The following is a 22,156-nucleotide window of genomic DNA, read 5'->3' on the forward strand; positions in this document are numbered from 1 at the left end:
CGTTCATCGCCACCGAGAACGCGAGCTCAGGCGATCTCGAGCTCCGAGATCACGATCTTCTTCATGTGCATCAGCGCCTGGATCTGCTCCGGCCGCTGCTGCAGAAGGTCGAGCCCGGCGGGGACCACCTGCCAGCTGACGCCGAACCGGTCTTTGCACCAGCCGCACGCCTCCGCCTCCGGCACCGCGGAGAGCGCCTGCCAGTAGCGGTCGATCTCTTCCTGGTCGGCGCACTCGATCACGAAGGAGACGGCCTCGTTGAAGGTGAACTCCGGACCCCCGTCGAGGCAGCCGAATCGCGTTCCGTTCAGAGTGAACTCCCCGTTGATGACCTTCCCGGTCATGCCCTCGAAGTGCTCGCTGAGGTTCTCATCCGGATAGTAGGTCACGCTGTCGATCGACGAGTTCGGGAACACCGAGACGTAGTACTCCATCGCCTCCTGCGCCCTGTCGACGAACCAGAGGAACGGGCGGATGGGTGTGACGACTGCCATGTCGACCTCCTCGATCGGCACTCACGCTACGCCCGCAGCCACCGCCTGTCGAGGGGTTTCCGGCGGCGCTCAGCCCGCGTATCTCCGGCACCACTCGTACATGATCACGGCGGCCGCGGCGCTGGCGTTGATCGAGCGCGTCGAGCCGTACTGGGTGATCTCGATGTGGGCGGATGCTGCGGCGAGCGCCTCGGCCGAGAGCCCCGGCCCCTCCTGACCGAACAGCAGCACGCAGCGCTGCGGGAGTTCGGCGCGATCCACGGGCACGGCACCCTCGACGTTGTCGACCGCGATGATCGGGAGGCCCTCCGCCGCAGCCCAGGCGGCGAAGGTCTCGACGTCTTCGTGGTGCACCACGTGCTGGTAGCGATCGGTGACCATCGCCCCGCGCTTGTTCCAGCGGCGGCGACCGATGATGTGCACGGTGTCGGCGAGGAACGCGTTGGCGCTGCGCACGATCGATCCGATGTTCATGTCGTGCTGCCAGTTCTCGATGGCGACGTGGAACGGATGCCGCTGCGTGTCGAGGTCGGCGACGATCGCCTCCATCCGCCAGTAGCGGTAGCGGTCGATCACGTTGCGGGTGTCGCCCGCCGCGAGGAGCTCGGGGTCGTACTGCTCCCCCTCGGGCCACGCATCCTCGCCTCCGGGCCACGGACCGACGCCGTAGCCGGGCTGAGCGGTCGAGCCGCCGTGCATCGGGCCCGCCGGAGTGTCGGCGTGCGAGGGGTCCGAAGCGGCATCATCCATCTCGCCAGGCTATCGCCGGAGCGAACATCCAGATATTTAGGTCCACCGAAAAATACGCTACGGTTTCGGTGTGCCTAAAAATTCTTCGCTCCCGATGACGACCCCGACCGCGTCCCCGGCCAGGGCCCCGCGCAGCCTGTGGCTGCTCGGTCCCGCCCTCGTCGCCGGCGTCGCGTACCTCGACCCCGGCAATGTCGCCAGCAACATGACCGCGGGGGCCCAGTACGGCTACCTGCTGGTGTGGGTCGTGCTCGCGGGCAACATCATGGCGTGGCTGATCCAGTACCTCTCCGCGAAGCTGGGCGTCGTCACCGGGCAGAGCCTGCCCGAGGTGCTGGGCGCGCGGTTGAAGCGACCGTGGGCCCGCCGCGCATACTGGCTGCAGGCCGAGCTGGTCGCCATGGCCACGGACCTGGCCGAGGTCATCGGCGGCGCGGTGGCCCTGAACCTGCTGTTCGACGTGCCGCTGCTGCTGGGCGGACTCATCACCGGCGCGGTCTCGATGATCCTGCTCACGGTGCAGAGCCGGCGCGGCGCCCGCCCGTTCGAGTTCGTGATCATCGGGCTCATGGTCATCATCACGGTCGGCTTCGTCGCCGGGGTCTTCGTCGCGCCGCCGGACCCGGCCGGGGTGCTCGGAGGAATGGTCCCGCGTTTCGAAGACACCGGCTCGGTACTGCTGGCCGCATCCATCCTCGGCGCGACGATCATGCCGCACGCGATCTACGCGCACTCCTCCCTCGCCCGTGACCGCTTCGGCGCCACGACCGCCCACGCAGGCGACGAGGCCGTGCGCACCGAGACCTCACGCATCCGCCGCCTGCTCACCGCCACCCGCTGGGACGTATCGATCGCGATGGTGATCGCCGGCTCCGTGAACCTCTGCATCCTGCTGCTCGCCGCCGCGAACCTCGCCGGCGTCGAGGGCACCGACTCGCTGGAGGGCGCGCACGCCGCTCTCGCCACGGGGCTCGGTCCGGTCGTCGCGACGTTCTTCGCCGTCGGACTCCTCGCATCCGGACTGGCCTCGACCTCGGTGGGCGCCTACGCCGGGGCCGAGATCATGCACGGTCTGCTGCACGTGCGCATCCCGCTGCTCGCCCGTCGCCTGGTCACGCTGATCCCCGCGCTCATCATCCTCGGCATCGGCTTCGATCCGACACTCGCCCTAGTGCTCAGCCAGGTGGTGCTCTCGTTCGGCATCCCCTTCGCCCTGATCCCGCTGGTCGTGCTCACCGCGCAGCGACGTACCCTCGGCGCCTGGGCCAATCGGCGCTGGACGACGGCCGCCGGCATCGTGGCCTCGGTGCTGCTGATAGCCCTCAACGGAGCGCTGCTCTGGCTCGTCCTGACGGGGGCCTGACCCGGATAGGCTCGACAGCATGTCTGCCGATAACGCCCGCCGCAACGTCCGCATCCTCACCTGGATCGGTCTCGCGACGGGCGTGATCGGCGGCCTGCTGATCGCGTTCCCGAAGGTCATCGGCCTCGGCAGCCCGTGGGTACAGCTGGCCCTGGGCATCGCCACTCTCGTGCTGGCTTTCCGCGCGCGCAAGATCGGCATCGCCGAGATCGAGGGGTTCGACGGCCGACTCTCCCTGGCCGCCGCCCTCCTCGGCTTCCTCGTCCTGTTCTTCGCGGGTCAGGCCGCGTACAGCCTGCTGGCCGCCGCGACGAGCTGACCTAAGCTGGTCCGGTGGCATCCCCTGCAGCTGACGACTATCTGAAGACCGTCTACGCGCACACCGAGTGGCAGGACGCACCGATCACTCCCTCGGTGCTCGCCGCGAAGCTCGGCATCGCCCCGTCCTCTGTCACCGAGATGGTGAAGAAGCTCGCCGCCGCGGGTCTCGTCTCGCACGTGCCCTACGGTGCGGTGCGGCTGACGGATGCCGGAACCCTGCGCGCACTCGCGATGGTGCGCCGGCACCGCCTGATCGAGACCTGGCTGGTGCAAGAGTTCGACTACGGCTGGGACGAGGTGCACGACGAGGCCGAGGTGCTCGAGCACACCATCAGCGACCGGCTGCTGGAGGGCATCGACGCCCGACTGGGACGCCCGCGCTTCGACCCGCACGGCGATGCGATCCCCGATGCCGACGGTCACATCGAGCGCGAGCCGTTCGTGCTCCTCGCCCACGCGCCGGCCGGGCACGCGGGACGGGTGCTGCGCGTCGACGACCGCGACCCCGAGCTGCTGCGATCTCTCGAGGCGCTGGGCCTGGCGGTCGCATCGACCGTCACGGTGACGGCATCCGGGGTGGAGATCGACGGCGCGCAGACGGCACTGCCCGAAGGGGCGGCACAGGTCGTCTGGCTCAGCGCCTAGCTCCCCCGCAACACGGTCAGGTGCGCGTCGCCTGGGGCCTCTAGGCTGTGCACATGGCTCAACGTGACGACATCGAATGCTGGCTCACCGACATGGACGGCGTGCTCGTCCATGAGAACGACGCCATCCCCGGAGCATCCGAACTGCTCGCCGGTTGGGAGAGCGCGGGCATCCCGTACCTGGTGCTGACGAACAACTCGATCTTCACCGCTCGTGACCTGTCGGCTCGCCTGCGCACCAGCGGACTGCACGTGCCCGAGGAGCGCATCTGGACCTCGGCCCTCGCGACCGCCGACTTCCTGAAGCAGCAGCTCCCCGGGGGCTCTGCCTTCGTGATCGGCGAGGCCGGCATCCTCACCGCACTGCACGATGCGGGTTTCATCATGACCGAGACCAACCCCGATTTCGTGGTCGTGGGCGAGACGCGCAATTACTCGTTCGAGGCGATCACGAAGGCCATCCGCCTCATCATCGGCGGCGCGCGCTTCATCGTGACGAACCCGGATGCCACGGGCCCGAGCGCCGACGGACCGCTGCCCGCGACGGGCGCCATCGCCGCGCTCATCACGAAGGCCACCGGCAAGGAGCCGTACGTGGTCGGCAAGCCGAACCCGATGATGTTCCGCTCGGCGTTGAACAAGATCGGCGCGCACTCGAAGCGCACCGGCATGATCGGCGACCGCATGGACACCGACGTCGTCGCCGGCATCGAGGCGGGTCTGCACACGATCCTGGTGCTCACCGGTATCAGCGACCAGGCCGAGATCGAGAAGTACCCGTTCCGCCCGGATGAGATCGTGCAGTCGGTCGCCGACCTGCTGCCGCGGATCACGGAGACGATCACGACGGTCAAGATCAAGAAGTAGCCGATGGGCGCACTCGACGAGGGCGAACGACTCCGGGCGGCGGACGCCGCGGCCTGGCGCGCCTGGCTCGAGGCGAACCACGAGCGCGCGGCGGGCGTCTGGTTGCTGAGCGTGCGCGGAGCGTCGGACGGCGTCGGGTACGAGGATGCCGTGCGGCAGGCGCTGTGCTTCGGATGGATCGACGGCCCGGTGCGCGTCTTCGATGACGGGACCGATGACCGCGCCAACGGGCAGTGGTTCTCCCCTCGCCGCCCCGGCAGCGGCTGGGCGGCGACGAACAAGGCGCGGATCGCGGAACTCGAGGCCGAGGGTCTGCTCGCTCCGGCCGGCATCCGTGTGCTCGAGGTCGCGAAGGCGAACGGCTCGTGGACCGTGCTCGACGGCCCGGAAGCCGGGACCGAACCGGAGGAGTTCACCGCCGCCCTCGACGCGGTGCCCGCCGCGCGCGAGAACTGGGATGCATTCCCGAAGTCGGTCAAGAAGTTCGGTCTCACGCACATCGCGATGGCCAAGCGCCCGGAGACCCGGGCGGCCCGCATCGCGAAGATCGTGGCGGATGCCGCGGAGGGGAAACGCCCATGAATCAGAGCGACGTGCTGTTCCTGGTGGTCTTCCTGATCCTGCTCAGCTCGCTGACCGTGTTCGTCGTGCAGTTCGTCCGCTCTCGCCGGGGGCGCGGCGGCTCGGACGACGGCCGCGCCGGCTGGTGGGAAGGCCCCTGGGACGACGACGACAGGTCCCGCTGACCCCGGAGCCGGCGCTGGTCAGGACGCCAGCGTCGCCCCCGGGATCGCAGCGAGGAGCTCGCGAGTGTAGGGATGCTGCGGGTCGTCGAAGATGCGCTCGGGGGTGCCGCTCTCGACCACGACGCCGCGCTGCATGACATGCACCTCGTCGGAGATCATCCGCACGACCGCGAGGTCGTGGCTGATGAACAGGTAGCTCAGGCCCAGGCGCTTCTGCAGGTCGGCGAGCAGGTCGAGGATCTGCGCCTGTACCAGCACGTCGAGCGCCGACACGGCCTCGTCGAGCACCACGAGTTCGGGTTCGAGCGCGAGCGCCCGGGCGATCGCCACGCGCTGGCGTTGCCCACCCGACAGCTCGTGCGGCAGGCGCTCAGCCATCGCCGCGGGCAGGGCGACCTGCTCCAGCAGCTCGAGCACGCGCGCGTGACGGGTGGCCGCGGTGCCGATGCGGTGCACCCGCAGTGGCTCGGCGATCGACTGCTCGACCGTGTAACGGGGGTCGAGCGAGGCGTAGGGGTTCTGGAACACCGGCTGCACACGGCGGCGCAGCGCGAACAGCTCCTTACGGCGGAGCGTGGTCAGGTCGAGCCCGTCGAACAGGATCGATCCCGACGTGGCGTCCTCGAGTCCGAGCACCATGTTCGCCGTGGTCGACTTGCCCGACCCCGACTCGCCCACGATCGAGACGGTCGTGCCGCGACGGATCTCGAAGCTCACCCCGTCGACCGCGGTGAACGTCTCGGGCTCGCCCGCCTTGGGAGACCGGAGGGCGAACTCCTTGCGGAGGTCGCGGATCTCGACGAACGGCGTCCCGGCGGCGGCCTCGCGCTGCGGCAGGGCTTCGCGGCGGGAGGCGAGGCTCGGTGCCGCGGCGAGCAGCTGCTTCGTGTACTCGTGCTGCGGGTTGCCGAGCACCTCGGCCGAGGTGCCCTCCTCCACGATGTGACCGCGGAACATCACGACGATGCGGTCGGCGCGCTCGGCAGCGAGGGCGAGGTCGTGCGTGATGAGGAACACGGCGGTGCCGAGGTCATCGGTGAGCGCATCGAGCTGGTCCAGGATGCGCCGCTGCACGGTCACGTCGAGGGCCGAGGTGGGCTCGTCGGCGATCAGCAGGCGCGGCTTGCAGGCGAGCCCCATCGCGATCAGCACGCGCTGGCGCATACCGCCCGAGAACTCGTGCGGGTACTGGTGCGCCCGCTGCGCGGCATCCGCGATCCCCACCATCTCGAGCAGCTCGACGACCCGCGCCTTCGTGGCATCGCCGTGGGTGTGGCCGTGCACCTCGAGCGCCTCGCCGATCTGCTCGCCCACGCGCATGAGCGGGTTGAGGTTCGACATCGGGTCCTGCGGCACGAGGCCGATCCCGGCACCGCGCAGGGAGACCATCGCGTTCTCGGGCAGATCGGTCAGCTCGCGCCCGTCGAAGCGGATGCTGCCGGCCGTGATCACCCCGTTCTCGGGCAGCAGACGGTTGACCGCGGCGGCGGTGGTCGACTTGCCCGACCCGGACTCCCCGACGATCGCGACGGTCTCACCGGCGGCGACGTCGATGCTGATGTCGCTGATGGCGGTGATCAGTTCGGAACCGGTTCGGAAGGCGACGGCGAGGCCGCTGATGCTCAGCACGGGCTCGGTGGTGCTCATGGTGTTCTCGTTCCTTCGTTGTCGTCCAGGTCGTTGCCGCCCAGATCGTTGTCACCCAGGAGTGCGGGGAGCGCCGTGCGCCACAGCGCCTCGGTCGGCGCGGGTTCGGGGGCGAAGAGGCGGTTGCTCAACAGGACCGCGGCGGTGCCGGTGCCCGGCACCAATCCCAGCGCGCAGCCCGTGAAGCCCGGGTGCCAGAGCATCCGGGTCGGTCGGCCGCCGACCGCGACCATGTCGCTGCGCCAGCCCAGCGCCTGCCCGGCGTCGGGTCCGTCGCGGAACAGGTCGGCTGTCACATCCGGATGCCACAGCTCGGGATGCCGTTCGGGAGCGGCGAGCGCAGCACCCAGGGTGAGCAGCTCGTCGGCGGTGCTGAAGAGTCCGGCGTGGCCAGAGATGCCACCGGCGGCGTGGAAGCTGTTGCCGTCGTTCACGCTGCCTGTGATCTCGTCTTCGCGCCAGGCGAATGTGCGGTCGGCGGCGAGGATCGGATAGGGCTCACCGGTTGCGACCATGCGGCGTTCGGCGGCGTCACCGAGCGACGATGAGGCGACCGGCGCAGCGAAGGGGCCGTATCCGGTACGGCTGAGCCCGAGGGGTGCGGTCACGAGCTCGCGGACGGCGGCATCCAGAGGCCGTCCGGCGATGGCGGCGATGATGCGGCCGAGCAGGAGGAATCCGAGGTCCGAGTAGTGACGGCCCTCGTCGAGGCCGTAGCGGAGCGGGATCGCGTCGGCCGCGGCCGCGGGGTCGCCGGCGTGCGCGTGATCGAGGTAGAGCGGCTGCCACTCCCACAGACCCGCGCGATGCTGCAGCAGGTGGCGCACGGTCGTTCCCGGCGCACAGGACGTGCCGGGGACGAAGCGGTCGACCGGATCGTCGAAGCCCACCTCACCACGGCTGACGAGTCGCAGGATCGCGGTCGTGGTCGCGGCGACCTTCGATACCGAGGCGATGTCGAACGCGGTCTCGGTCGTCATCGGCGTTCCGGCGAGGTCGGCCAGACCGCCCGCGGCGATGTCGCGCCCGGCATCGGTGACGACACCCGCGACGGCGCCCCGCGGGGCGGAGTCCGTGGCGAGGACGGCCGCGACGGCGGCGGCGGCACTCATGTCCACTCCCTGCGCATGCGCTGTTCGGGTTCACCGAACTCCGGCTGGGTGCGGGTGGCTCCGTCGGGGTGCCATCCCTTGGCCTCGTAGAACCCGATCGACGGCAGGTTCGCCGCGAACACCCACAGCGTCGCGGCCTCGGCCCCGGCATCCTGCAACTCCGCGGACGCCTGCGCCAGCAGCGCTCCGCCGATCCCGCCCCCGTGAGCACGAGGCGAGACGTACAGAGAGTGCACGGCGCCGTCGATGCGGCCACCCGCACCGGGGGTCGCGGCATACCGGGTGATCCCGACGATCTCGCCGTCGCGCTCGGCGACGAGCACGACGCCCACCGGATCGGCGAGCACCCGGCGCCACAGCGCCTCTGCCCGCTCATCCGTCATCGCGTCGATCGCCGCGTCGGGGAGCAGACCCCGGTAGCTCTCCCGCCAGCACGCGAGGAACACCTCGAGCACCCCGGACAGGTCGTCCGGGGTGGCGGGGCGCACCTGCAGGCTCACGATGCCGAGGCCTCCGTGAGCACGAGGGAGTCGATGGAGGCGACGGGCTCGGGCATCTGCAGCGGGCCGACGCCCGGGGTGATGGTGCCGAGGATGCGCGGCTCGCGCGCACCGGTGCCGCCGGGGACGATCGCGGGAACGCCGTGCATCGTGGACCAGCCGATGAGCGCGAGGAGGATCGCCTCCTTGCTGTCGGCCGCGGCCCCCAGCTCGTCGGCGAGCACGACCTCGGTCGCCGGCAGAGCGGCGCGCAGTCCGTCGAGGATCAGCGGGTTGCGGCATCCGCCGCCCGACACGGCGAGGAACCCGATGCCGGCGGCCTCCACGTCGCGCGCCACAGTGCGGACCGTGAGCTCGGTCAGGGTGCGCACCACATCGGCGACGGAGATCTCCCGCCCCTGTGCGGCGAGGTGCTCGTGCACGTAGCCGAGGTGGAAATGCTCCTTGCCCGTGCTCTTGGGCGGGGTGAGGGCGTAGTACGGGTCTTCGAGCAGTGCCGCCAGCAGCGCCTCATCGACCTGTCCGGTGCGGGCGATCGCGGCGTCGTCGTCGTAGCCGAGCGGGTTGAGGCCGCGCTCCACGATGACCGCGTCGACCAGGGCGTTCGCCGGGCCGATGTCGTACGCGACGAGGCCGTCCTGCCGCACCACGGTCATGTTCGAGATGCCGCCCAGATTCAGGGCCGCCGAGATACCGGCGCGCGAACGCAGCAGCAGCTCGTCGAGGAACGACACCAGCGGGGCGCCGTGACCGCCGACCGTGATGTCGCGGATGCGGATGTCGGACACCACCGGGGCGCCGACCTTCTCGGCGATCCAGGCCGGCTGCCCGATCTGCAGGGTGCCCAGCGCGCGGGCGCCGTCGACCCAGTGGTAGACGGTCTGTCCATGAGAGCACACCGCGTCGACGCCGCCGACCTCGGCCGCGATGTCGGCCGCGACCTCGGCGAACGCCTGTCCGATCAGGGTGTCGAGCTCGGCCACCTCGGCGAGCGTCGTCTGCGCGGGCGGGAGCGCCGCGATCAGTCGCGCCCGAAGTTCGGGGGCGTAGGGCACGCTCATCGCCGCGAGCACGGTGCCGTGCAGATCCACACCGTGCGCGGTGAAACCGCCGCTGGTCGTGAAATCGACGACGGCGGCATCGATCCCGTCGTGCGAGGTGCCGGAGATCAGTCCGAGGACGCGCATCAGTTCTCCTCCAGTGCGGTGCGCAGCCGTCCGTCGGCGGCGCCCAGTCGTGCGGTGGCCGCGGCGAGGTCCTCACCGCGGCGGATCATGATCGACGCGAGCTTCACGTCGTAGGCGGCGGTCTCCAGCGCCGCCACCGCCGTGTCGCGGTCGGCATCCGCGATGGTCTGCACCATCCGGATCGCCCGCTCGCGCAGCTTGTGGTTGGTGGCCTTCACATCCACCATCAGGTTGCCGTAGGCCTTGCCGTTCCGGACCATCGAGATGGTCGAGAACATGTTGAGCACGAGCTTCTGCGCCGTACCCGACTTGAGCCGGGTCGATCCGGAGAGCACCTCGGGTCCGACCTCGACCTCGATGCCGTGCTCGGCCGCCGCGCTGAGTGCTGTGCCGACGTTGCACGACAGGCCGATGCTGAGCGCTCCGAGCTCGCGCGCCCGGCGGACGGCGGCGATCACATACGGCGTGCGTCCACTCGAGGCGATGCCGATCACGGTGTCGAGCGGGCCGATGCCGGCGGCGTCGATGGCCGCAGCCCCCGCCTCCGCGTCGTCCTCCGCGCCTTCGACGGGGTTCACGATCGCACCGGGCCCTCCGGCCATGATCGCGAACACCAGTTCGGGCGGAGTGCTGAAGGTGGGCGGGCACTCCGAGGCGTCGAGCACGCCGATACGGCCGGGGGTTCCGGCGCCGACGTAGACCAGGCGACCGCCCTGCGCCATGCGGGCGGCCGTGGCCTCGATCGCGGGGACGATCTGTCCGAGGGCGCGCTGCACGGCAACCGGCACCGTGGCATCCGCCTCGTTCATGGTCTGCGCGAGTTCCGCCACGCTCATCAGGTCGAGCTCCGCGTAGCGGGGATCGCTGGCCTCCGTGGCGAGTCCGCCGAGGTCCTCCGTGGTCATCGCTTTCCTCTGTTCCGGGGGTCGAGACTGTCGCGGAGGCCGTCGCCGAGCAGGTTCAGCCCGACCACGAGCAGCACCACGATCACACCGGGCGCGATCATCGTCCACGGGGCGATCGTGACGAGCGTGCGCGCCTCGAAGATCATCGAACCGAGCGAGGGTGCGGGCGGCGGGGTGCCGAGCCCGAGGAAGCTCAGCGAGGCCTCGGTGAGCACGGCCCAGGACAGCGAGAGCGTGACCTGCACGATGATGATCGACGTGATGTTCGGCAGCACGTGTCGGAACATGGTCGCCATGCGGCTCTGACCGGTGCTCTTGGCGGCCTTGACGTATTCGACCTCGCGCAGCGAGAGCACGGGGCCTCGGGTCACGCGGATGAAGATCGGCACGTAGACGATCGCGATGGCCACGGCGATGGTGAACCAGTTGCGCTCGAACACCGACGCCAGCGAGAGCGCGAGCAGCAGCGGCGGGAAGGCGAACAGCACGTTCGTGACGGCCGTGATCGCGCCGTCGGAGAAGCCGCGGTAGAAGCCGGCGATGAGTCCGCACACGGTGCCGACCACGGTGGCGAAGGCGACCGCGACGACGGAGATCAGCGCCGAGTTGGCGACGCCCGCAGCGACGCGGGAGAACACGTCGCGACCGAACTGGTCCGTCCCGAACCAGTGCACGGCCGAGGGCGGCTGCAGGCGCGACGGCGGATCCTGGGCGAGCGGGTCGAAGGGCAGCAGCCCGAACGCCGAGACGAGGCTGAGCACCGCGAGCAGCACGACGATGATGAGGCCGGTGAGCCCGCTACGGCTGCGCAGCAGGAGGCGCACGCGCTCCATGGTGCGCCCGCCGCCGGGGGCGAGGGCCGAGGTCTGAGAGATGTCGGTCATGCGGCACGCACCCGAGGATCGATGACCCGGTAGAGCAGGTCGGTGAGCAGGTTGACGATGACGAAGGCGAGTGCGATCACGAGGACGGTGCTCTGCACGAGCGCGTACTCCTTCTGCTGGATGCCGAGCAGCACCTGTCGTCCGATGCCGGGGAGCGAGAAGATCTGCTCCACCACCACGGCGCCGCCGAGGAGGTACCCGAACTGCAGGCCGGTCATCGTGACGATGGGGACCAGCGCGTTGCCGAGCACGTGCCGCACCTGCAGGCGGCGCGGCGGGACGCCCTTCGCCTTCGCGGTGCGGATGAAGTCGTTGGCGCGGATCTCGAGCACCGCGGTGCGGGTCGTGCGCATGATCGGCGCGGCGATGCCGAACCCGAGCACGATCGACGGCAGCAGCATCTGCTGGAGGTTGAGCAGCGGGTCCTCGAAGAGCGTGGCGTAGGCCTGACCGTTGGGGTTGAAGCCGAACGACGAGGCGAGCACCGCCAGCAGTGCGGTGCCGAGCAGGAACGCGGGGATCGAGAGTCCGGCGAGACCGACCACCTGGCCGAAGCCATCGCGGACCGAGTCGGGCTTCGACGCCGAGAGCATGCCGAGCGGGATGCCGATGGCGAGGGCGATCACGATCGAGAAGATCGCGAGCTCGAACGTGACGGGGAGGGCGGCGGCGGTCAGGTCGAGCACGCTGGTCTGCGCCCGGGACGAGAAGCCGAGGTTGCCGGTGAAGATGTTGCCGAGCCACGAGAAGAACTGCACGAAGAGCGGCTGGTCCAGGCCGTAGTAGGCCTCGAGGGCCGCGCGCTGCGAAGGCGTGAGGGCGGCTGCCTCGGTGCCGAGGCCGGAGCTGATCTGGTCGCCGGGGATGGCGCGCAGCATCAGGAAGACGAAGATGGCGACGCCGAGGAGCGTGCCGAGTGCTGCGAGGATGCGTCGCAGCACGCTGTTGCGGAGGAGCTGTCTGAACATGCGCGTGTGGGGGTGCCTGTCGTCGGGGAGGGAGGGGGCGCGGGCGTGCCGCGCCCCCTCGATCCGCTACTTGATGGAGGTGGTCCGCAGGTACTGCAGCGAGCCGTTCACCATGGGGACGAAGCCGTCGACGGTCGAGGCCGTCGCCGTGTAGGTGTAGCTCGTGAACAGCCAGATCCACGCGGCGTTGTCCTCGAGGTTCTCGGAGACCTGCGCGTAGATGTCCTTGCGCTTCTCCGGGTCGGCCGTCTGGCGTCCCTCGGCGAACAGCGCGTCGAGCTCGGGCGAGGAGTAGCCGGCGACCTTGTTCAGGTTTCCGGTGCTGGTGAAGTAGCGGCCGTACATGCCGTCGGGGTCGGGACGACCGCCGTTGAGCGCGACAGCGGCGTCGAAGTCGGCCGCGATCCAGCGGTCGACGAAGGCACCGGACTCGAGGACCTCGATGTCGAGCGTGATCTTCGCATCGGCGAGCTGGGCCTTGAGGTTCTGCGCCTCGTTCACCGAGGTGGCGTACTCGCCCTGCGAGACGATCGTCTTGATGGTGACGCCGTCTTCCTTGCCCGCCTTCTTGAGGTAGTCGGCGGCCTTGTCGAGGTCACGCTCGGGGCACGGACGCGCCTCGGGGTCGGACTTGTACGCCGGAGAGGTGATCGGGCCGGTGACCTCGCCCTCGCCGAGGGCGGCGGTGTCGAGCACCTCCTGGCGGTCGATCGCGCACTGGATGGCGAGGCGCACGTTGACGTCGGCGAGGTCGCCGCGCGTGGCGTTCAGCTGCAGGGCGTGGTAGCTCAGCTGCGGGGTCGTGGCGACCTCGACGTTGGCACCCTCAGCGGTCTGCGCGACCAGCGGGTCGTCGAACACCGCGAGCTGCACGTTGCCGGACTGCATCGCCGAGACGATCGACGATTCGTCGGGGATCACCCGGAATTCGACGGTGTCGAGCAGTGCGGCGTCGCCCCAGTAGTCCTCGTTCTTGGCGAGCGTGATCGACTGGCTGGCCTTGCGGCTGTCGAGGATGAAGGGACCGGTGCCGTTCGGGGTCGTGTTGAGCGCCTCTTCGGTGTCGTCGGACGACAGCATGGCCATGTTGATCACGGCGAGGTTGGCGGGGAGAGCGGCGTCGGGAGCGCTCAGAGTGAGGGTGACGGTCGTCTCGTCCGTGGCCTCGACCGCGGTGACGGAGGCGAGGGAGCTGCTCGCGACGGCGGCGGTGGCCTCGGCGGCGATCGCGTCGAGCGAGTACTTGACGTCTTCGGAGCCGAACGTGGTGCCGTCGGCGAAGGTGACGCCCTCCCGCAGGTGGAAGGTCACGGTGAGGCCGTCGTCGGAGACGTCCCAGGACTCGGCGAGGCCGGGGACGACGTTGAGGTCCTCGTCGAACTCGGTCAGCGTGCCGTACAGGTTCTGCAGCACGTTGACGGCCTGGAACTGCGTGGCCTTCCAGGGGAACAGGGTGTCCGGGTCGCTGGTGACGCCGATGACGAGGTCGCCGCCCGCCGCGCCCTCAGAGGACTCGGAGTTCGATGCCGGTGCGGAACAACCGGTGATCACGAGCGCCAATGCGGCGGCCGTGGCGGTGAGAGCGCCGAATGACGCTCGCCGTGCTGTGCTCATTGCAGATTCCTCCTGGCTGGGACGCGTCGCCGTGGCGTCGGGTCAGGCGCTGTTGCCTGCCGCCCCGTGAACGTCGTCGGTCTTGGTTGGTACCAAAAGTACACGAAGGTCACTACAGATGTAACAGAAGTTCCTCTACTGTTATGAACAGCGATCGGAGACCGCCATGTCCAATGAAGCTGCCCGCGAAGAAGCCGGCGCACACCCCGTCCTCGTCCGCATGCGCGCGATCCGTCCCGAGCTGCGTCCGAGCGAGCAGCGCATCGCCGACCTCTTCCTCGCCGATCCCGCGGGCACCGCGGGACTCTCGGTCGCCGAGCTCGCGCAGCGCTGCGACACCTCCACCACCTCGGTCGTGCGATTCTGCAAGCGGCTCGGCTACGAGCACGTGCGGGAGCTGCGCAACCACGTCCTGCGCGATGTGGAACGCGAGACCTTCGACACGGCAGCCCTCCCCGCCGTCTCCGGCGACATCGACCGCAACGACACCCTGGCCGACATCGTCGCCAAGGTCTCGCTCGCCGAGACGCTCTCCCTCGCCGACACCGCGAAGGTACTCGACACCGAATCGTTGCGCGCCTCGGTGGAAGCCATCACGTCGTCGACCAGGGTCGACATCTTCGGCGTGGGCGCGAGTTCCATCGTCGGGCTCGACCTGCAGCGCAAGCTCACCCGTATCGGTCGCACGGCGCTGGACTGGTCCGACCCGCATGCCGCCTGGACCTCGGCGGCGACCCTCGGACCGGGGAACGTCGCGATCGCGGTGTCGCACAGCGGCGCCACCACCGACACGATCGAGTTCCTCCTGCTCGCCCGTCGGGCAGGCGCCACGACCATCGCGATCACCAACCACGCCGGGGCACCGCTGGCCGATCAGGCCGACATCGTGCTCACGACGGCCGCCCGCGAGACGGGGTTCCGCTCGGGTGCACTCGGCAGCCGGATCGCGCAGCTCATGGTGGTCGACTGCATCTTCATCGGCGTCGCCCAGTCGAACTACGACCGCTCGATGGAGGCGCTGCGCGACACGTTCGCCGCCGTGCACCGCGTGCGGGCGGCTGGGGCGTGACGAACGCGGGGCGCGCACGGGCGGGGCTGTTCACCGCATTCGCGGGGCTCGGTGTCACGGCGGCCTTCGTCCCGGCGATACTCCCCCGCGCCGAGGGGGCGATCGGGGCCGACCTCAGCGCCGCCGTGCCCGCCCTGTTCGCGGGGCTGCTGGTGGGCGTGCTGGTCTCCGGTCCGCTCCTGATCCGCCGACCGCCCCAGACCACGCTCATCCTCGGCAGCGCGCTTCAGGCTGCCGCCGTCATCGCTGTGGCGGCGGCGAGCACGCCCGGGGTGTTCATCGCCGCGGCGATCGTCGCCGGTTTCGGGTTCGGGCTGGTCGAGGCCTCGGGCTCGGTGGCGGCGAAGTCCCTGGCTGTCGGCAGCGCGACGGGACTGCTGAGCGCACTGCTGGGGACGGTCGCGGTGTGCGCTGCCGTCACGCCGCTGCTCGTCGCCCTCGGGTCGGACGTGCGCCCGGCTCTCGGCATCCTCGCGGTGGTGCCCCTCGTCACGATCGTGATGCTCGCCGGCCCGACTCCTGCGGCCTCCCTTGCCGAAGCTCCTGCGCATCGCGACGTGCGCGGGCTCCTCGTGCTGCTGCCGTTCGCGGCGGCGCTGCCGCTCTACGTCGGCGTCGAGACCGTGCTGTCGGGCTGGTCGGCCGTGATCCCGGAGCGGATCCTCGATGTCGATCCGGCTCTCGCCGCGCTCGGAACCTCGGCGTTCTGGACCCTGATGGCCATCGGACGCTTCGGCGCGGCGGCCCTGCGTCGGGCCTCCGTCTCGCCGATCGTGATCCTCGCCACCGCGACGAGCGGAGCGGCCGTCCTGATGGCCGCGGCCGGGATGCTCGTGAGGTCCGCGCCGGTGGGCGCACTCATCGCGTTGGCCGCGGTGGTCGTGCTCCTCGCTCCCAGCTACGGACTCATCCTGGGGCTCGCCCTCGACCGCCTCGATCCGGCTCGCAGCGCTGCCGTGACCGGTGCGCTCGTGGCCTGCGGCGCGGTCGGCGGCACGTTCGTCCCCACGTTGATCCTGCTGGTCGGCCGCGACCCGGCATCGAGCACGACGTTCTTCGTGTCTGCTGCCCTCTGTGCGCTCGTGCCGGTGCTGGTGCTGATCGCGGCGCGATCCCGCGTCACGGCACCGACGACCGACTGACTTCCCCTCCCCCCTTTCCGGGTATCGAAGACCTTTCCACGGATGCCGGAATACCGCAGGTCGCCTCGGCAGATGCGGCGTAACGTCGATTCTGAACCCGCCCGCGTCAAGGGGAGCCCGTTGTCCACTGAAGTCCTCGCGATCATCATCAGCGCCGTCGGCGTCGTACTCACCCTCGGCACCAGCCTCTTCGCCGCCGGCGCCTGGTTGATCCGCCGCTTCGACGACCGCATCGACGCGATCGCCGCCGACGTCACCGACCTGAAGATCTCCGTCGCGCGCCTCGAAGGCCCGCCGCGGCACCTCATCACCGCGGGAAGAGGATGACCCCGTGACCACGGAGACCCTCACCATCGTCATCAGCGCGATCGGCATCGTGCTCACCCTCGGCGCGAGCCTTTTCGCCGCCGGCGCGTGGATGATTCGCCGCATCGACGACCGCATCGACGCCGTCGACGAGAAACTCAGCACCCGCATCGATGCGGTCGACGAGAAGCTCAGCTCTCGGATCGACGCGGTCGCCGCCGACGTCACCGACCTGAAGATCTCGGTGGCGCGCCTCGAAGGACCGCCACGGCACCTGCTCACGGCAGGGAGGGGATAACACCGTGACCACGGAGACTTGGACCATCGTCGTCAGCGCGATCGGCATCGTACTCACCCTCGGCGCGAGCCTTTTCGCCGCCGGCGCGTGGATGATCCGCCGCATCGGCGACCGCATCGACGCCGTCGACGAGAAGCTCAGCACCCGTATCGATGCCGTCGACGAGAAGCTCAGCACCCGTATCGATGCCGTCGACGAGAAGCTCAGCTCTCGGATCGACGCGGTCGCCGCCGACGTCACCGACCTGAAGATCTCCGTCGCCCGCCTCGAAGGACCGCCGCGGCACCTGCTCACGGCGAGTCGCTGAGCAGCGTTCCGGTACGACCTACCGCAGCACGAGGGCGGCGGCGCCGATAAGGGGCCCTTCGTCACCCAGCCCCGAGCGCACCACGCGGGTGCGCCGGGAGTATTCGTGCACCGCACTGGCGGTGAGCGCCTGCTGCACGAGGTCGATGTAGTCCGCAGACACCCGCGAGAAACCGCCGCCGATGGCGACCACGTCGAGGTCGACCAGGGTCGCGGCGTCCGCCAGCGCCTCTCCCACCGCTCGGGCCGAGCGCTCGATCGCCGAGCGAGCGACGGTGTCGCCGGCCGCTGCGTCGCGCGCGAGGTCTTCGCCCGTGGTGCCGGTCCAGCCCTGCTCCTGCGCCCAGGACGCACTCGCCGGCCCGGAGGCGATCTCCTCGAGGGTCAGCCCGCCCTCACGGCGCACCTGTCCGAGGTGTCCGGCGTTGCCTGTCGCACCGGGGATGTACGACCCGTTCGCGACGAAGCCGCCGCCGACGCCGGTCGAGACGACGATCGACAACGACGCACCGGCACCCTGCGTCGCCCCGAGCCAGGATTCGGCGAGCGCGAGTGCACCGCCATCGTGGCCGAGGACGGTGCGCACGTCGCGCCCCATGACCGTGGATGCTGCGGCGCGAACCGCCTCAGCGAGCGCGAAGCCGCGCGCGAGCGGCATGTTGACCGGCATGATCGTGCCGAGGGTCCGGTCGACGGGGCCGGCGCTCCCCGCGCCCGCGCCGACGAGCTCGGCATCCGCGGGCAGGGCGGCGAGCGCGTGCTCGACGATCGCGATGACGGCGGCGTTCAAAGACTCGACCGTGGCTTCACGCCCGGTCGCCTGCCGGCTGCGGCTGCCCGTGCCGAGCACACCGTCCTCCGCGACGAGCGCGGCCTCCATCTTCGTGCCGCCGACGTCGACGGCCAGTGCGTAGCGCGTCACTGGGGGTCGAGCCCGAGGTCGTCGAGGTCGAAGGCGGCGCGCCATTCGAGCCCCTCGGCTTCGATGGCGGCCTGCGCGCCGGTCTTGCGGTCGACGATCACGGCGACGGCGACGATCTCGGCGCCTTCCTTGCGCAGAGCTTCGACGGCCTTGAGCGCCGACTGGCCGGTGGTCGAAGTGTCTTCGAGCACGACGACCCGCTTGCCCTTGACGTCGGCCCCTTCGATCTGGCGGCCGCGGCCGTGGTCCTTCGGCTCCTTGCGCACGACGAACGCGTCGAGCGGGCGATCGGTGGCGACCGAGGCGTGCAGCACGGAGTTCGCGATCGGGTCGGCGCCGAGCGTGAGGCCTCCGACGGCCACGACGTCGAGGTCGCCGATCAGGTCGAGCATGATCCGGCCGATCGCGGGGGCGGCGCGGTGGTCCAGGGTGAGCTTGCGCATGTCGACGTAGTACGTCGCCTTCTTGCCGCTGGAGAGGGTGAAGTCGCCGTGGAACACCGCCTCGTCCTTGATCAGGTCGAGGAGGGTCTGGCGGTCTGCGTCGAGTGCGGTCACGGCATCCAGTGTAGGAGGTGGGCTCTAGGCTGGATGCATGCGCTTGGCTACCTGGAACGTCAACTCCATCCGCACCCGCGTCACCCGCACCGTCGAGTTCGCCGTCCGTGAAGACATCGACGTGCTGGCGATGCAGGAGATCAAGTGCAAGCCCGAGCAGTTCCCCTACGGACCGTTCGAAGAGGCCGGGTACCACGTCGAGGTGCACGGCCTGAACCAGTGGAACGGCGTCGCGATCGCGAGCCGCCTGCCGATCACCGACGTGCGCACGGCGTTCGACGGGATGCCGGGGTTCGCGAAGGGACATGAGGGACCGGATGCTCCGCTCGAGGCCCGCGCGCTCGGCGTGATGGTCGACGGGGTTCGGGTGTGGAGCCTGTACGTGCCGAACGGCCGTTCGCTCGACGACCCGCACTACCTCTACAAGCTGCACTGGCTGGAGCAGCTGAAGAAGTCGACGGCGGCCGAGCTCTCGGCGAACCCCGACCTGCCGCTCGCTCTGGTCGGCGACTTCAACATCATCCCGTTCGACCACGACAACGGCGATCCCGACATCGTCGTCGGTCGGTCGACGCATGTCTCACAGCCCGAGCGCGATGCGTTCTTCGCCTTCGCCGATGCCGGGGTCACCGACGTGGTGCGCCCGCTGCTGCCGGAGGGATTCACCTACTGGGACTACCAGCGCCTGAAGTTCCCGCGCAACGAGGGAATCCGCATCGACTTCGTCCTGGGTTCGCGCACGCTCGCCGAGGCGGTGACCGGCGCATCGATCCACCGGAACGAGCGCAAGGGCGAGCAGCCCAGCGATCACGTGCCTGTGGTCGTCGACCTCGATTTCGGCGGGTCTGCAGAAGACGACGACCTTCCGATGATCTTCTCCTGACGGCTGCTTCCGTGACCGTGCGGCTGATCGCCACCGATCTCGACGGCACGCTGCTCGACTCCTCATCCGCGGTCACGCCGCGCACCCGCGCTGCGCTCGACGCGGCTCGCGAACGCGGCATCCACGTCATTCCCGTCACCGCACGCCAGCCGATCGGACTGCGGGCGATCGCGGCCGGTGCGGGTTTCGACGGCTGGGCGCTGTGCAGCAACGGCGCCTATGCCGTGCGTCTGGACGACGGGCGGATGCTGTTCGCCGAAGAGCTTCCACCGGACACGATCCGCACGCTGGTCGAGACGCTGCGCGCCAGCATTCCCGGCCTGCTCTTCGCGAGTGTGCGGGAGGCCGGCGAGACCTTCGTGGCGCAGGACGGCTACGCCGAGATCGCGCAGCTCTCCGACCACAAGCGCGACCCTCGAACGATGGGTGGCGTGCCGCTCGAGCAGGTGCTCGCGGCGCCGAGTCTGAAGCTCGTCATCCGGCATCCGGAACTCGCCCCTGCCGCTCTCTTCGACACGCTGCGCAACCTCGGGCTGACCGGGTTCGAGGCGACCCTGTCGGGCGCTCCGTTCGTCGAGGTGATGGCCGAGGGCGTCACGAAGGCCACCGGCCTCGCCCGTCTGTGCGAGCACCTCGGCATCGACCGCGCCGATGTCGTGGCGTTCGGCGACGCGCTCAACGACGTCGAGATGCTGCGCTGGGCCGGGCGCGGTGTCGCCATGGCCCATGCGGAACCCGTGGTTCAGGACGCGGCCGACGAGACGACCTCTTCGAACGACGACGACGGCGTGGCACAGGTGATCGAGCGGCTGCTCGGCTGAGTTCAGCTCTCGACGCGGCGCCGACGCACGAGCAGTCCACCCAGGACGGCGAGCATGACACCGAGCGCGATGATCGCGGTCGGCGTTTCCGCCCCGGTGGCCGCCAGTCGCGGTCCCGGAGTCACCGCAGCGCTACCGCTGGCCTCAGCCGCCGCTGTCACCACGAGCGTCGCGCTCGCGATCACGGCGCCGCCCGACAGCGCGACGAGACTGTGCGTGCCTGCTGGCGCGCTGGCCGGAATCCGCAGGGATCCCCGGAGGACACCATCCGCGTCGGCGGTGAGGGTACCGAGCGCGATCGGGTCGGAGCGCAGCTCGAACGCGATGGTCGCTCCCGGCGCGAAGCCGGTGCCGGAGACGGTGATGTCCTTGCCCGCCTGGATCGAGCCCACCGAGAGCTCCAGCGTCGGCATCGGCTGGGGCTGCACCTCCACGGGGACGAGCGTGAAGTCGACTCCGTTCACCGGCGTACCGACGACTGCGGCGACGGGCGTCGCTTCTGCAGCGGTCGTCACACCGTCGAAGTACTGCGGCTTCGCCGTGAGCGTGGATCCGTCGCGGAACTCTGCCGATGCCTTGAGGATGTACGCCCCCGGCACCAGGCGCAGCGTGTACTCGCCCGTGAGATAGTCGGCCTGTGCGGAACCGACGAGTCGGTCGCCCTGCCACGCTTCGACGAGGATCCCCCACACGTCGCCACTGTCGATCGATACGGTCCCGGAGATGAGGCCGGCGCGGTCCATCACGGCATCGATGGCCGTGACACGCTGGCCCGAACCCACCACGACCGGAGTCGCTTCCTCGATGGTGCGCGCGTCCTCCCAGTACTCATCCGCGTGTTCGTCGCTGAAAGAGCGGAATTCGACGACGTAGGTTCCCGGCGGGAGCGCTGCCGAATAGGTCCCGTCGCCTTCGACGGAGTGACCGGAGATGTATCCGTCGCCGTTCGTCGATCTGATCCATACCGTCGCCATGGGGACCTCCCGGCCCTCCTGCGTCACCGTGCCTTCGATGTGGCCGACCGCGTCGAGGGCCGCGTCGATGCCGGCCGCTGTCTCGGTGCCCGTCACGGAGACCGCAGTCGCCGCGTCGTACCCGTACACGTTCTGCCAGTACTCCGTGGCGAGCTGTTCCCCGTCCGGCGAGAGGAACTGCACGACGTACTCCCCCTCGCTCAGCCCTTCGATGCGGTATGAGCCGTCGCCTCCCGTCTGAGCTGCGCCGACGATCTCATGCTGGTCGAGGGCGTTCACCGTCACGCCGGCGAGTGCCGAGCCGTCGCTGGCGGTCGTCACGACACCGGAGATGGTCGCGCCGCGCTTCAACGACGCATCGATGCCGGTGACTGCCGTCCCCTCACCGATGACGACCAACGTGCCGTCGCTCCAGATGGCGGTGTCCTTCCAATACTCGCGCTGGAGGTCGGTGCCTACCGGGAAGAACGACACGAGATAGGAGCCGGGGGCCAGCCCCGTCAGGGAGTACGCACCGGACTCGTCCGTGTAGTCCTCCACCCAGGGCGTCCCCTCACCACCGGTCGACACCAGCACCCCGGCGAGCGGAGTGCCGTCGTCCTCCTGGGTGACCACGCCGCTGATCGATCCCGTCGAGACGCCCGCGGGCGCGGCGGGCGCGCTCACCGCGGGCGCGCTCACCGCGGGCACGCTGATGTCCACCGCGCCCGTTCCTTCGGCGCTCCACGTCACCGCCTCTGACACCGAGTCGCCTGAATCGGCAGCCATCGCTGATGTGGCACCGCCGAAGGCCAAGGCGAGAGCCGCGACCCCACCGATGACAGCCTGAATGAATGCGCGACGTCGCGCCATGTTCCCCACCCTCCGAAGCGAGGT

At 69.8% G+C, this 22,156-nt stretch carries 26 protein-coding genes; 13 read left to right on the top strand and 13 right to left on the bottom strand.

The genetic code is table 11. The features are described from left to right. Positions 1-26: 26 nt before the first annotated feature. Together ACCO44_RS17105 and ACCO44_RS17110 are read right to left on the bottom strand one after the other, a co-directional pair. Entirely contained in the window at positions 27-494 is a 468-nt protein-coding gene (locus ACCO44_RS17105) for a VOC family protein (protein ID WP_091032286.1), read from the bottom strand. A gap of 69 nt (positions 495-563) precedes the next feature. After that, a complete protein-coding gene (locus ACCO44_RS17110) occupies positions 564-1,193 on the bottom strand; it encodes a TrmH family RNA methyltransferase (RefSeq protein WP_372469423.1) in 630 nt (209 codons plus the stop codon). Between the two features lie 145 nt (positions 1,194-1,338). Here ACCO44_RS17110 and ACCO44_RS17115 point away from each other — a divergent pair, with 145 nt between their 5' ends. From ACCO44_RS17115 to ACCO44_RS17140, 6 genes are read left to right on the top strand one after another with little or no spacing between them, the layout of a single operon-like run. Beyond that, positions 1,339-2,607 carry an Nramp family divalent metal transporter gene (locus ACCO44_RS17115; RefSeq protein ID WP_372467533.1) on the top strand — a complete coding sequence of 423 codons (1,269 nt, stop codon included), beginning with the start codon at positions 1,339-1,341 and terminating at the stop codon, positions 2,605-2,607. 19 nt (positions 2,608-2,626) lie between these two features. Next, on the top strand, positions 2,627-2,926 hold the full coding sequence (locus ACCO44_RS17120) for a hypothetical protein (RefSeq protein WP_372467535.1): 300 nt from the start codon (positions 2,627-2,629) through the stop codon (positions 2,924-2,926). 14 nt (positions 2,927-2,940) lie between these two features. Further along, positions 2,941-3,573 (top strand): metal-dependent transcriptional regulator, encoded by a 633-nt coding sequence (locus ACCO44_RS17125; protein ID WP_372467536.1) that lies wholly within the window; start codon positions 2,941-2,943, stop codon positions 3,571-3,573. 53 nt (positions 3,574-3,626) lie between these two features. Continuing rightward, positions 3,627-4,439 carry an HAD-IIA family hydrolase gene (locus tag ACCO44_RS17130; RefSeq protein WP_029261258.1) on the top strand — a complete coding sequence of 271 codons (813 nt, stop codon included), beginning with the start codon at positions 3,627-3,629 and terminating at the stop codon, positions 4,437-4,439. A 3-nt stretch (positions 4,440-4,442) separates the two neighbouring features. Next, positions 4,443-5,021 (top strand): YdeI family protein, encoded by a 579-nt coding sequence (locus tag ACCO44_RS17135; protein WP_372467537.1) that lies wholly within the window; start codon positions 4,443-4,445, stop codon positions 5,019-5,021. After that, the gene (locus ACCO44_RS17140) at positions 5,018-5,185 is read left to right on the top strand and encodes a hypothetical protein (protein WP_168380811.1); all 168 of its coding nucleotides are present in this window, start codon (positions 5,018-5,020) and stop codon (positions 5,183-5,185) included. Before ACCO44_RS17135 ends, ACCO44_RS17140 begins: the two co-directional genes overlap by 4 nt. Positions 5,186-5,203: 18 nt before the next feature. Here ACCO44_RS17140 and ACCO44_RS17145 read toward each other — a convergent pair whose 3' ends face one another. From ACCO44_RS17145 to ACCO44_RS17180, 8 genes are all read right to left on the bottom strand, one after another. Continuing rightward, positions 5,204-6,832, bottom strand: a complete 1,629-nt coding sequence (locus ACCO44_RS17145) for an ABC transporter ATP-binding protein (protein ID WP_372467538.1) — start codon at positions 6,830-6,832, stop codon at positions 5,204-5,206. Then, on the bottom strand, positions 6,829-7,944 hold the full coding sequence (locus tag ACCO44_RS17150) for a serine hydrolase domain-containing protein (RefSeq protein ID WP_372467540.1): 1,116 nt from the start codon (positions 7,942-7,944) through the stop codon (positions 6,829-6,831). The genes ACCO44_RS17145 and ACCO44_RS17150 overlap by 4 nt, the downstream gene beginning before the upstream one ends. Then, a complete protein-coding gene (locus ACCO44_RS17155; RefSeq protein WP_372467541.1) occupies positions 7,941-8,444 on the bottom strand; it encodes an N-acetyltransferase family protein in 504 nt (167 codons plus the stop codon). Before ACCO44_RS17155 ends, ACCO44_RS17150 begins: the two co-directional genes overlap by 4 nt. Continuing rightward, entirely contained in the window at positions 8,441-9,631 is a 1,191-nt protein-coding gene (locus tag ACCO44_RS17160; RefSeq protein WP_372467543.1) for an anhydro-N-acetylmuramic acid kinase, read from the bottom strand. The genes ACCO44_RS17155 and ACCO44_RS17160 overlap by 4 nt, the downstream gene beginning before the upstream one ends. After that, on the bottom strand, positions 9,631-10,536 hold the full coding sequence (gene murQ, locus ACCO44_RS17165; protein ID WP_372467544.1) for an N-acetylmuramic acid 6-phosphate etherase: 906 nt from the start codon (positions 10,534-10,536) through the stop codon (positions 9,631-9,633). Before murQ ends, ACCO44_RS17160 begins: the two co-directional genes overlap by 1 nt. Beyond that, positions 10,533-11,420, bottom strand: coding sequence for an ABC transporter permease (locus ACCO44_RS17170; RefSeq protein WP_029261265.1), 888 nt, complete (start codon positions 11,418-11,420; stop codon positions 10,533-10,535). Before ACCO44_RS17170 ends, murQ begins: the two co-directional genes overlap by 4 nt. Beyond that, positions 11,417-12,388: an ABC transporter permease gene (locus tag ACCO44_RS17175; protein WP_372467545.1), complete on the bottom strand. Its 972-nt coding sequence runs from the start codon at positions 12,386-12,388 to the stop codon at positions 11,417-11,419. The genes ACCO44_RS17170 and ACCO44_RS17175 overlap by 4 nt, the downstream gene beginning before the upstream one ends. A gap of 66 nt (positions 12,389-12,454) precedes the next feature. Next, positions 12,455-14,002 (bottom strand): ABC transporter substrate-binding protein, encoded by a 1,548-nt coding sequence (locus ACCO44_RS17180; RefSeq protein ID WP_372467546.1) that lies wholly within the window; start codon positions 14,000-14,002, stop codon positions 12,455-12,457. A gap of 166 nt (positions 14,003-14,168) precedes the next feature. Here ACCO44_RS17180 and ACCO44_RS17185 point away from each other — a divergent pair, with 166 nt between their 5' ends. The 5 genes from ACCO44_RS17185 to ACCO44_RS17205 all read left to right on the top strand — a co-directional run bounded on the left by ACCO44_RS17185 (position 14,169) and on the right by ACCO44_RS17205 (position 17,124). Next, entirely contained in the window at positions 14,169-15,071 is a 903-nt protein-coding gene (locus ACCO44_RS17185) for a MurR/RpiR family transcriptional regulator (protein WP_029261268.1), read from the top strand. Beyond that, positions 15,068-16,213 (top strand): sugar MFS transporter, encoded by a 1,146-nt coding sequence (locus ACCO44_RS17190; RefSeq protein ID WP_372467547.1) that lies wholly within the window; start codon positions 15,068-15,070, stop codon positions 16,211-16,213. Before ACCO44_RS17185 ends, ACCO44_RS17190 begins: the two co-directional genes overlap by 4 nt. Positions 16,214-16,333: 120 nt before the next feature. Further along, positions 16,334-16,540, top strand: a complete 207-nt coding sequence (locus ACCO44_RS17195) for a hypothetical protein (protein ID WP_372467548.1) — start codon at positions 16,334-16,336, stop codon at positions 16,538-16,540. Between the two features lie 4 nt (positions 16,541-16,544). Then, on the top strand, positions 16,545-16,817 hold the full coding sequence (locus tag ACCO44_RS17200; protein WP_372467549.1) for a hypothetical protein: 273 nt from the start codon (positions 16,545-16,547) through the stop codon (positions 16,815-16,817). A 4-nt stretch (positions 16,818-16,821) separates the two neighbouring features. Further along, the gene (locus ACCO44_RS17205; RefSeq protein WP_372467550.1) at positions 16,822-17,124 is read left to right on the top strand and encodes a hypothetical protein; all 303 of its coding nucleotides are present in this window, start codon (positions 16,822-16,824) and stop codon (positions 17,122-17,124) included. Between the two features lie 18 nt (positions 17,125-17,142). Here ACCO44_RS17205 and ACCO44_RS17210 read toward each other — a convergent pair whose 3' ends face one another. After that, complete coding sequence (locus ACCO44_RS17210; protein ID WP_372467551.1) at positions 17,143-18,045, bottom strand: ROK family protein; 903 nt, start codon at positions 18,043-18,045, stop codon at positions 17,143-17,145. Then, positions 18,042-18,602 carry an orotate phosphoribosyltransferase gene (gene pyrE / locus ACCO44_RS17215; protein WP_029262822.1) on the bottom strand — a complete coding sequence of 187 codons (561 nt, stop codon included), beginning with the start codon at positions 18,600-18,602 and terminating at the stop codon, positions 18,042-18,044. Before pyrE ends, ACCO44_RS17210 begins: the two co-directional genes overlap by 4 nt. A gap of 37 nt (positions 18,603-18,639) precedes the next feature. On the opposite strand from pyrE, the gene ACCO44_RS17220 reads away from it, so the two are divergent. Continuing rightward, the gene (locus ACCO44_RS17220; protein ID WP_262001726.1) at positions 18,640-19,485 is read left to right on the top strand and encodes an exodeoxyribonuclease III; all 846 of its coding nucleotides are present in this window, start codon (positions 18,640-18,642) and stop codon (positions 19,483-19,485) included. 11 nt (positions 19,486-19,496) lie between these two features. Then, positions 19,497-20,306: an HAD family hydrolase gene (locus ACCO44_RS17225; protein WP_372467552.1), complete on the top strand. Its 810-nt coding sequence runs from the start codon at positions 19,497-19,499 to the stop codon at positions 20,304-20,306. Between the two features lie 2 nt (positions 20,307-20,308). Here ACCO44_RS17225 and ACCO44_RS17230 read toward each other — a convergent pair whose 3' ends face one another. Then, positions 20,309-22,132: a carboxypeptidase regulatory-like domain-containing protein gene (locus ACCO44_RS17230; protein WP_372467553.1), complete on the bottom strand. Its 1,824-nt coding sequence runs from the start codon at positions 22,130-22,132 to the stop codon at positions 20,309-20,311. Positions 22,133-22,156: the final 24 nt, after the last annotated feature.

Origin of the sequence: Microbacterium maritypicum (assembly GCF_041529975.1) — a bacterium.
GTDB lineage: Bacteria > Actinomycetota > Actinomycetes > Actinomycetales > Microbacteriaceae > Microbacterium.

Coding starts and splice junctions, on each gene's coding strand:
- ACCO44_RS17150 (WP_372467540.1), bottom strand. CDS start 7,944: ATGAGTGCCGCCGCCGCCGTCGCGGCCGTCCTCGCCACGGACTCCGCC.
- murQ (WP_372467544.1), bottom strand. CDS start 10,536: ATGACCACGGAGGACCTCGGCGGACTCGCCACGGAGGCCAGCGATCCC.
- ACCO44_RS17160 (WP_372467543.1), bottom strand. CDS start 9,631: ATGCGCGTCCTCGGACTGATCTCCGGCACCTCGCACGACGGGATCGAT.
- ACCO44_RS17175 (WP_372467545.1), bottom strand. CDS start 12,388: ATGTTCAGACAGCTCCTCCGCAACAGCGTGCTGCGACGCATCCTCGCA.
- ACCO44_RS17115 (WP_372467533.1), top strand. CDS start 1,339: ATGACGACCCCGACCGCGTCCCCGGCCAGGGCCCCGCGCAGCCTGTGG.
- ACCO44_RS17105 (WP_091032286.1), bottom strand. CDS start 494: ATGGCAGTCGTCACACCCATCCGCCCGTTCCTCTGGTTCGTCGACAGG.
- ACCO44_RS17135 (WP_372467537.1), top strand. CDS start 4,443: ATGGGCGCACTCGACGAGGGCGAACGACTCCGGGCGGCGGACGCCGCG.
- ACCO44_RS17145 (WP_372467538.1), bottom strand. CDS start 6,832: ATGAGCACCACCGAGCCCGTGCTGAGCATCAGCGGCCTCGCCGTCGCC.
- ACCO44_RS17230 (WP_372467553.1), bottom strand. CDS start 22,132: ATGGCGCGACGTCGCGCATTCATTCAGGCTGTCATCGGTGGGGTCGCG.
- ACCO44_RS17130 (WP_029261258.1), top strand. CDS start 3,627: ATGGCTCAACGTGACGACATCGAATGCTGGCTCACCGACATGGACGGC.
- ACCO44_RS17140 (WP_168380811.1), top strand. CDS start 5,018: ATGAATCAGAGCGACGTGCTGTTCCTGGTGGTCTTCCTGATCCTGCTC.
- ACCO44_RS17220 (WP_262001726.1), top strand. CDS start 18,640: ATGCGCTTGGCTACCTGGAACGTCAACTCCATCCGCACCCGCGTCACC.
- ACCO44_RS17180 (WP_372467546.1), bottom strand. CDS start 14,002: ATGAGCACAGCACGGCGAGCGTCATTCGGCGCTCTCACCGCCACGGCC.
- ACCO44_RS17170 (WP_029261265.1), bottom strand. CDS start 11,420: ATGACCGACATCTCTCAGACCTCGGCCCTCGCCCCCGGCGGCGGGCGC.
- ACCO44_RS17120 (WP_372467535.1), top strand. CDS start 2,627: ATGTCTGCCGATAACGCCCGCCGCAACGTCCGCATCCTCACCTGGATC.
- ACCO44_RS17110 (WP_372469423.1), bottom strand. CDS start 1,193: ATGCACGGCGGCTCGACCGCTCAGCCCGGCTACGGCGTCGGTCCGTGG.
- ACCO44_RS17185 (WP_029261268.1), top strand. CDS start 14,169: ATGTCCAATGAAGCTGCCCGCGAAGAAGCCGGCGCACACCCCGTCCTC.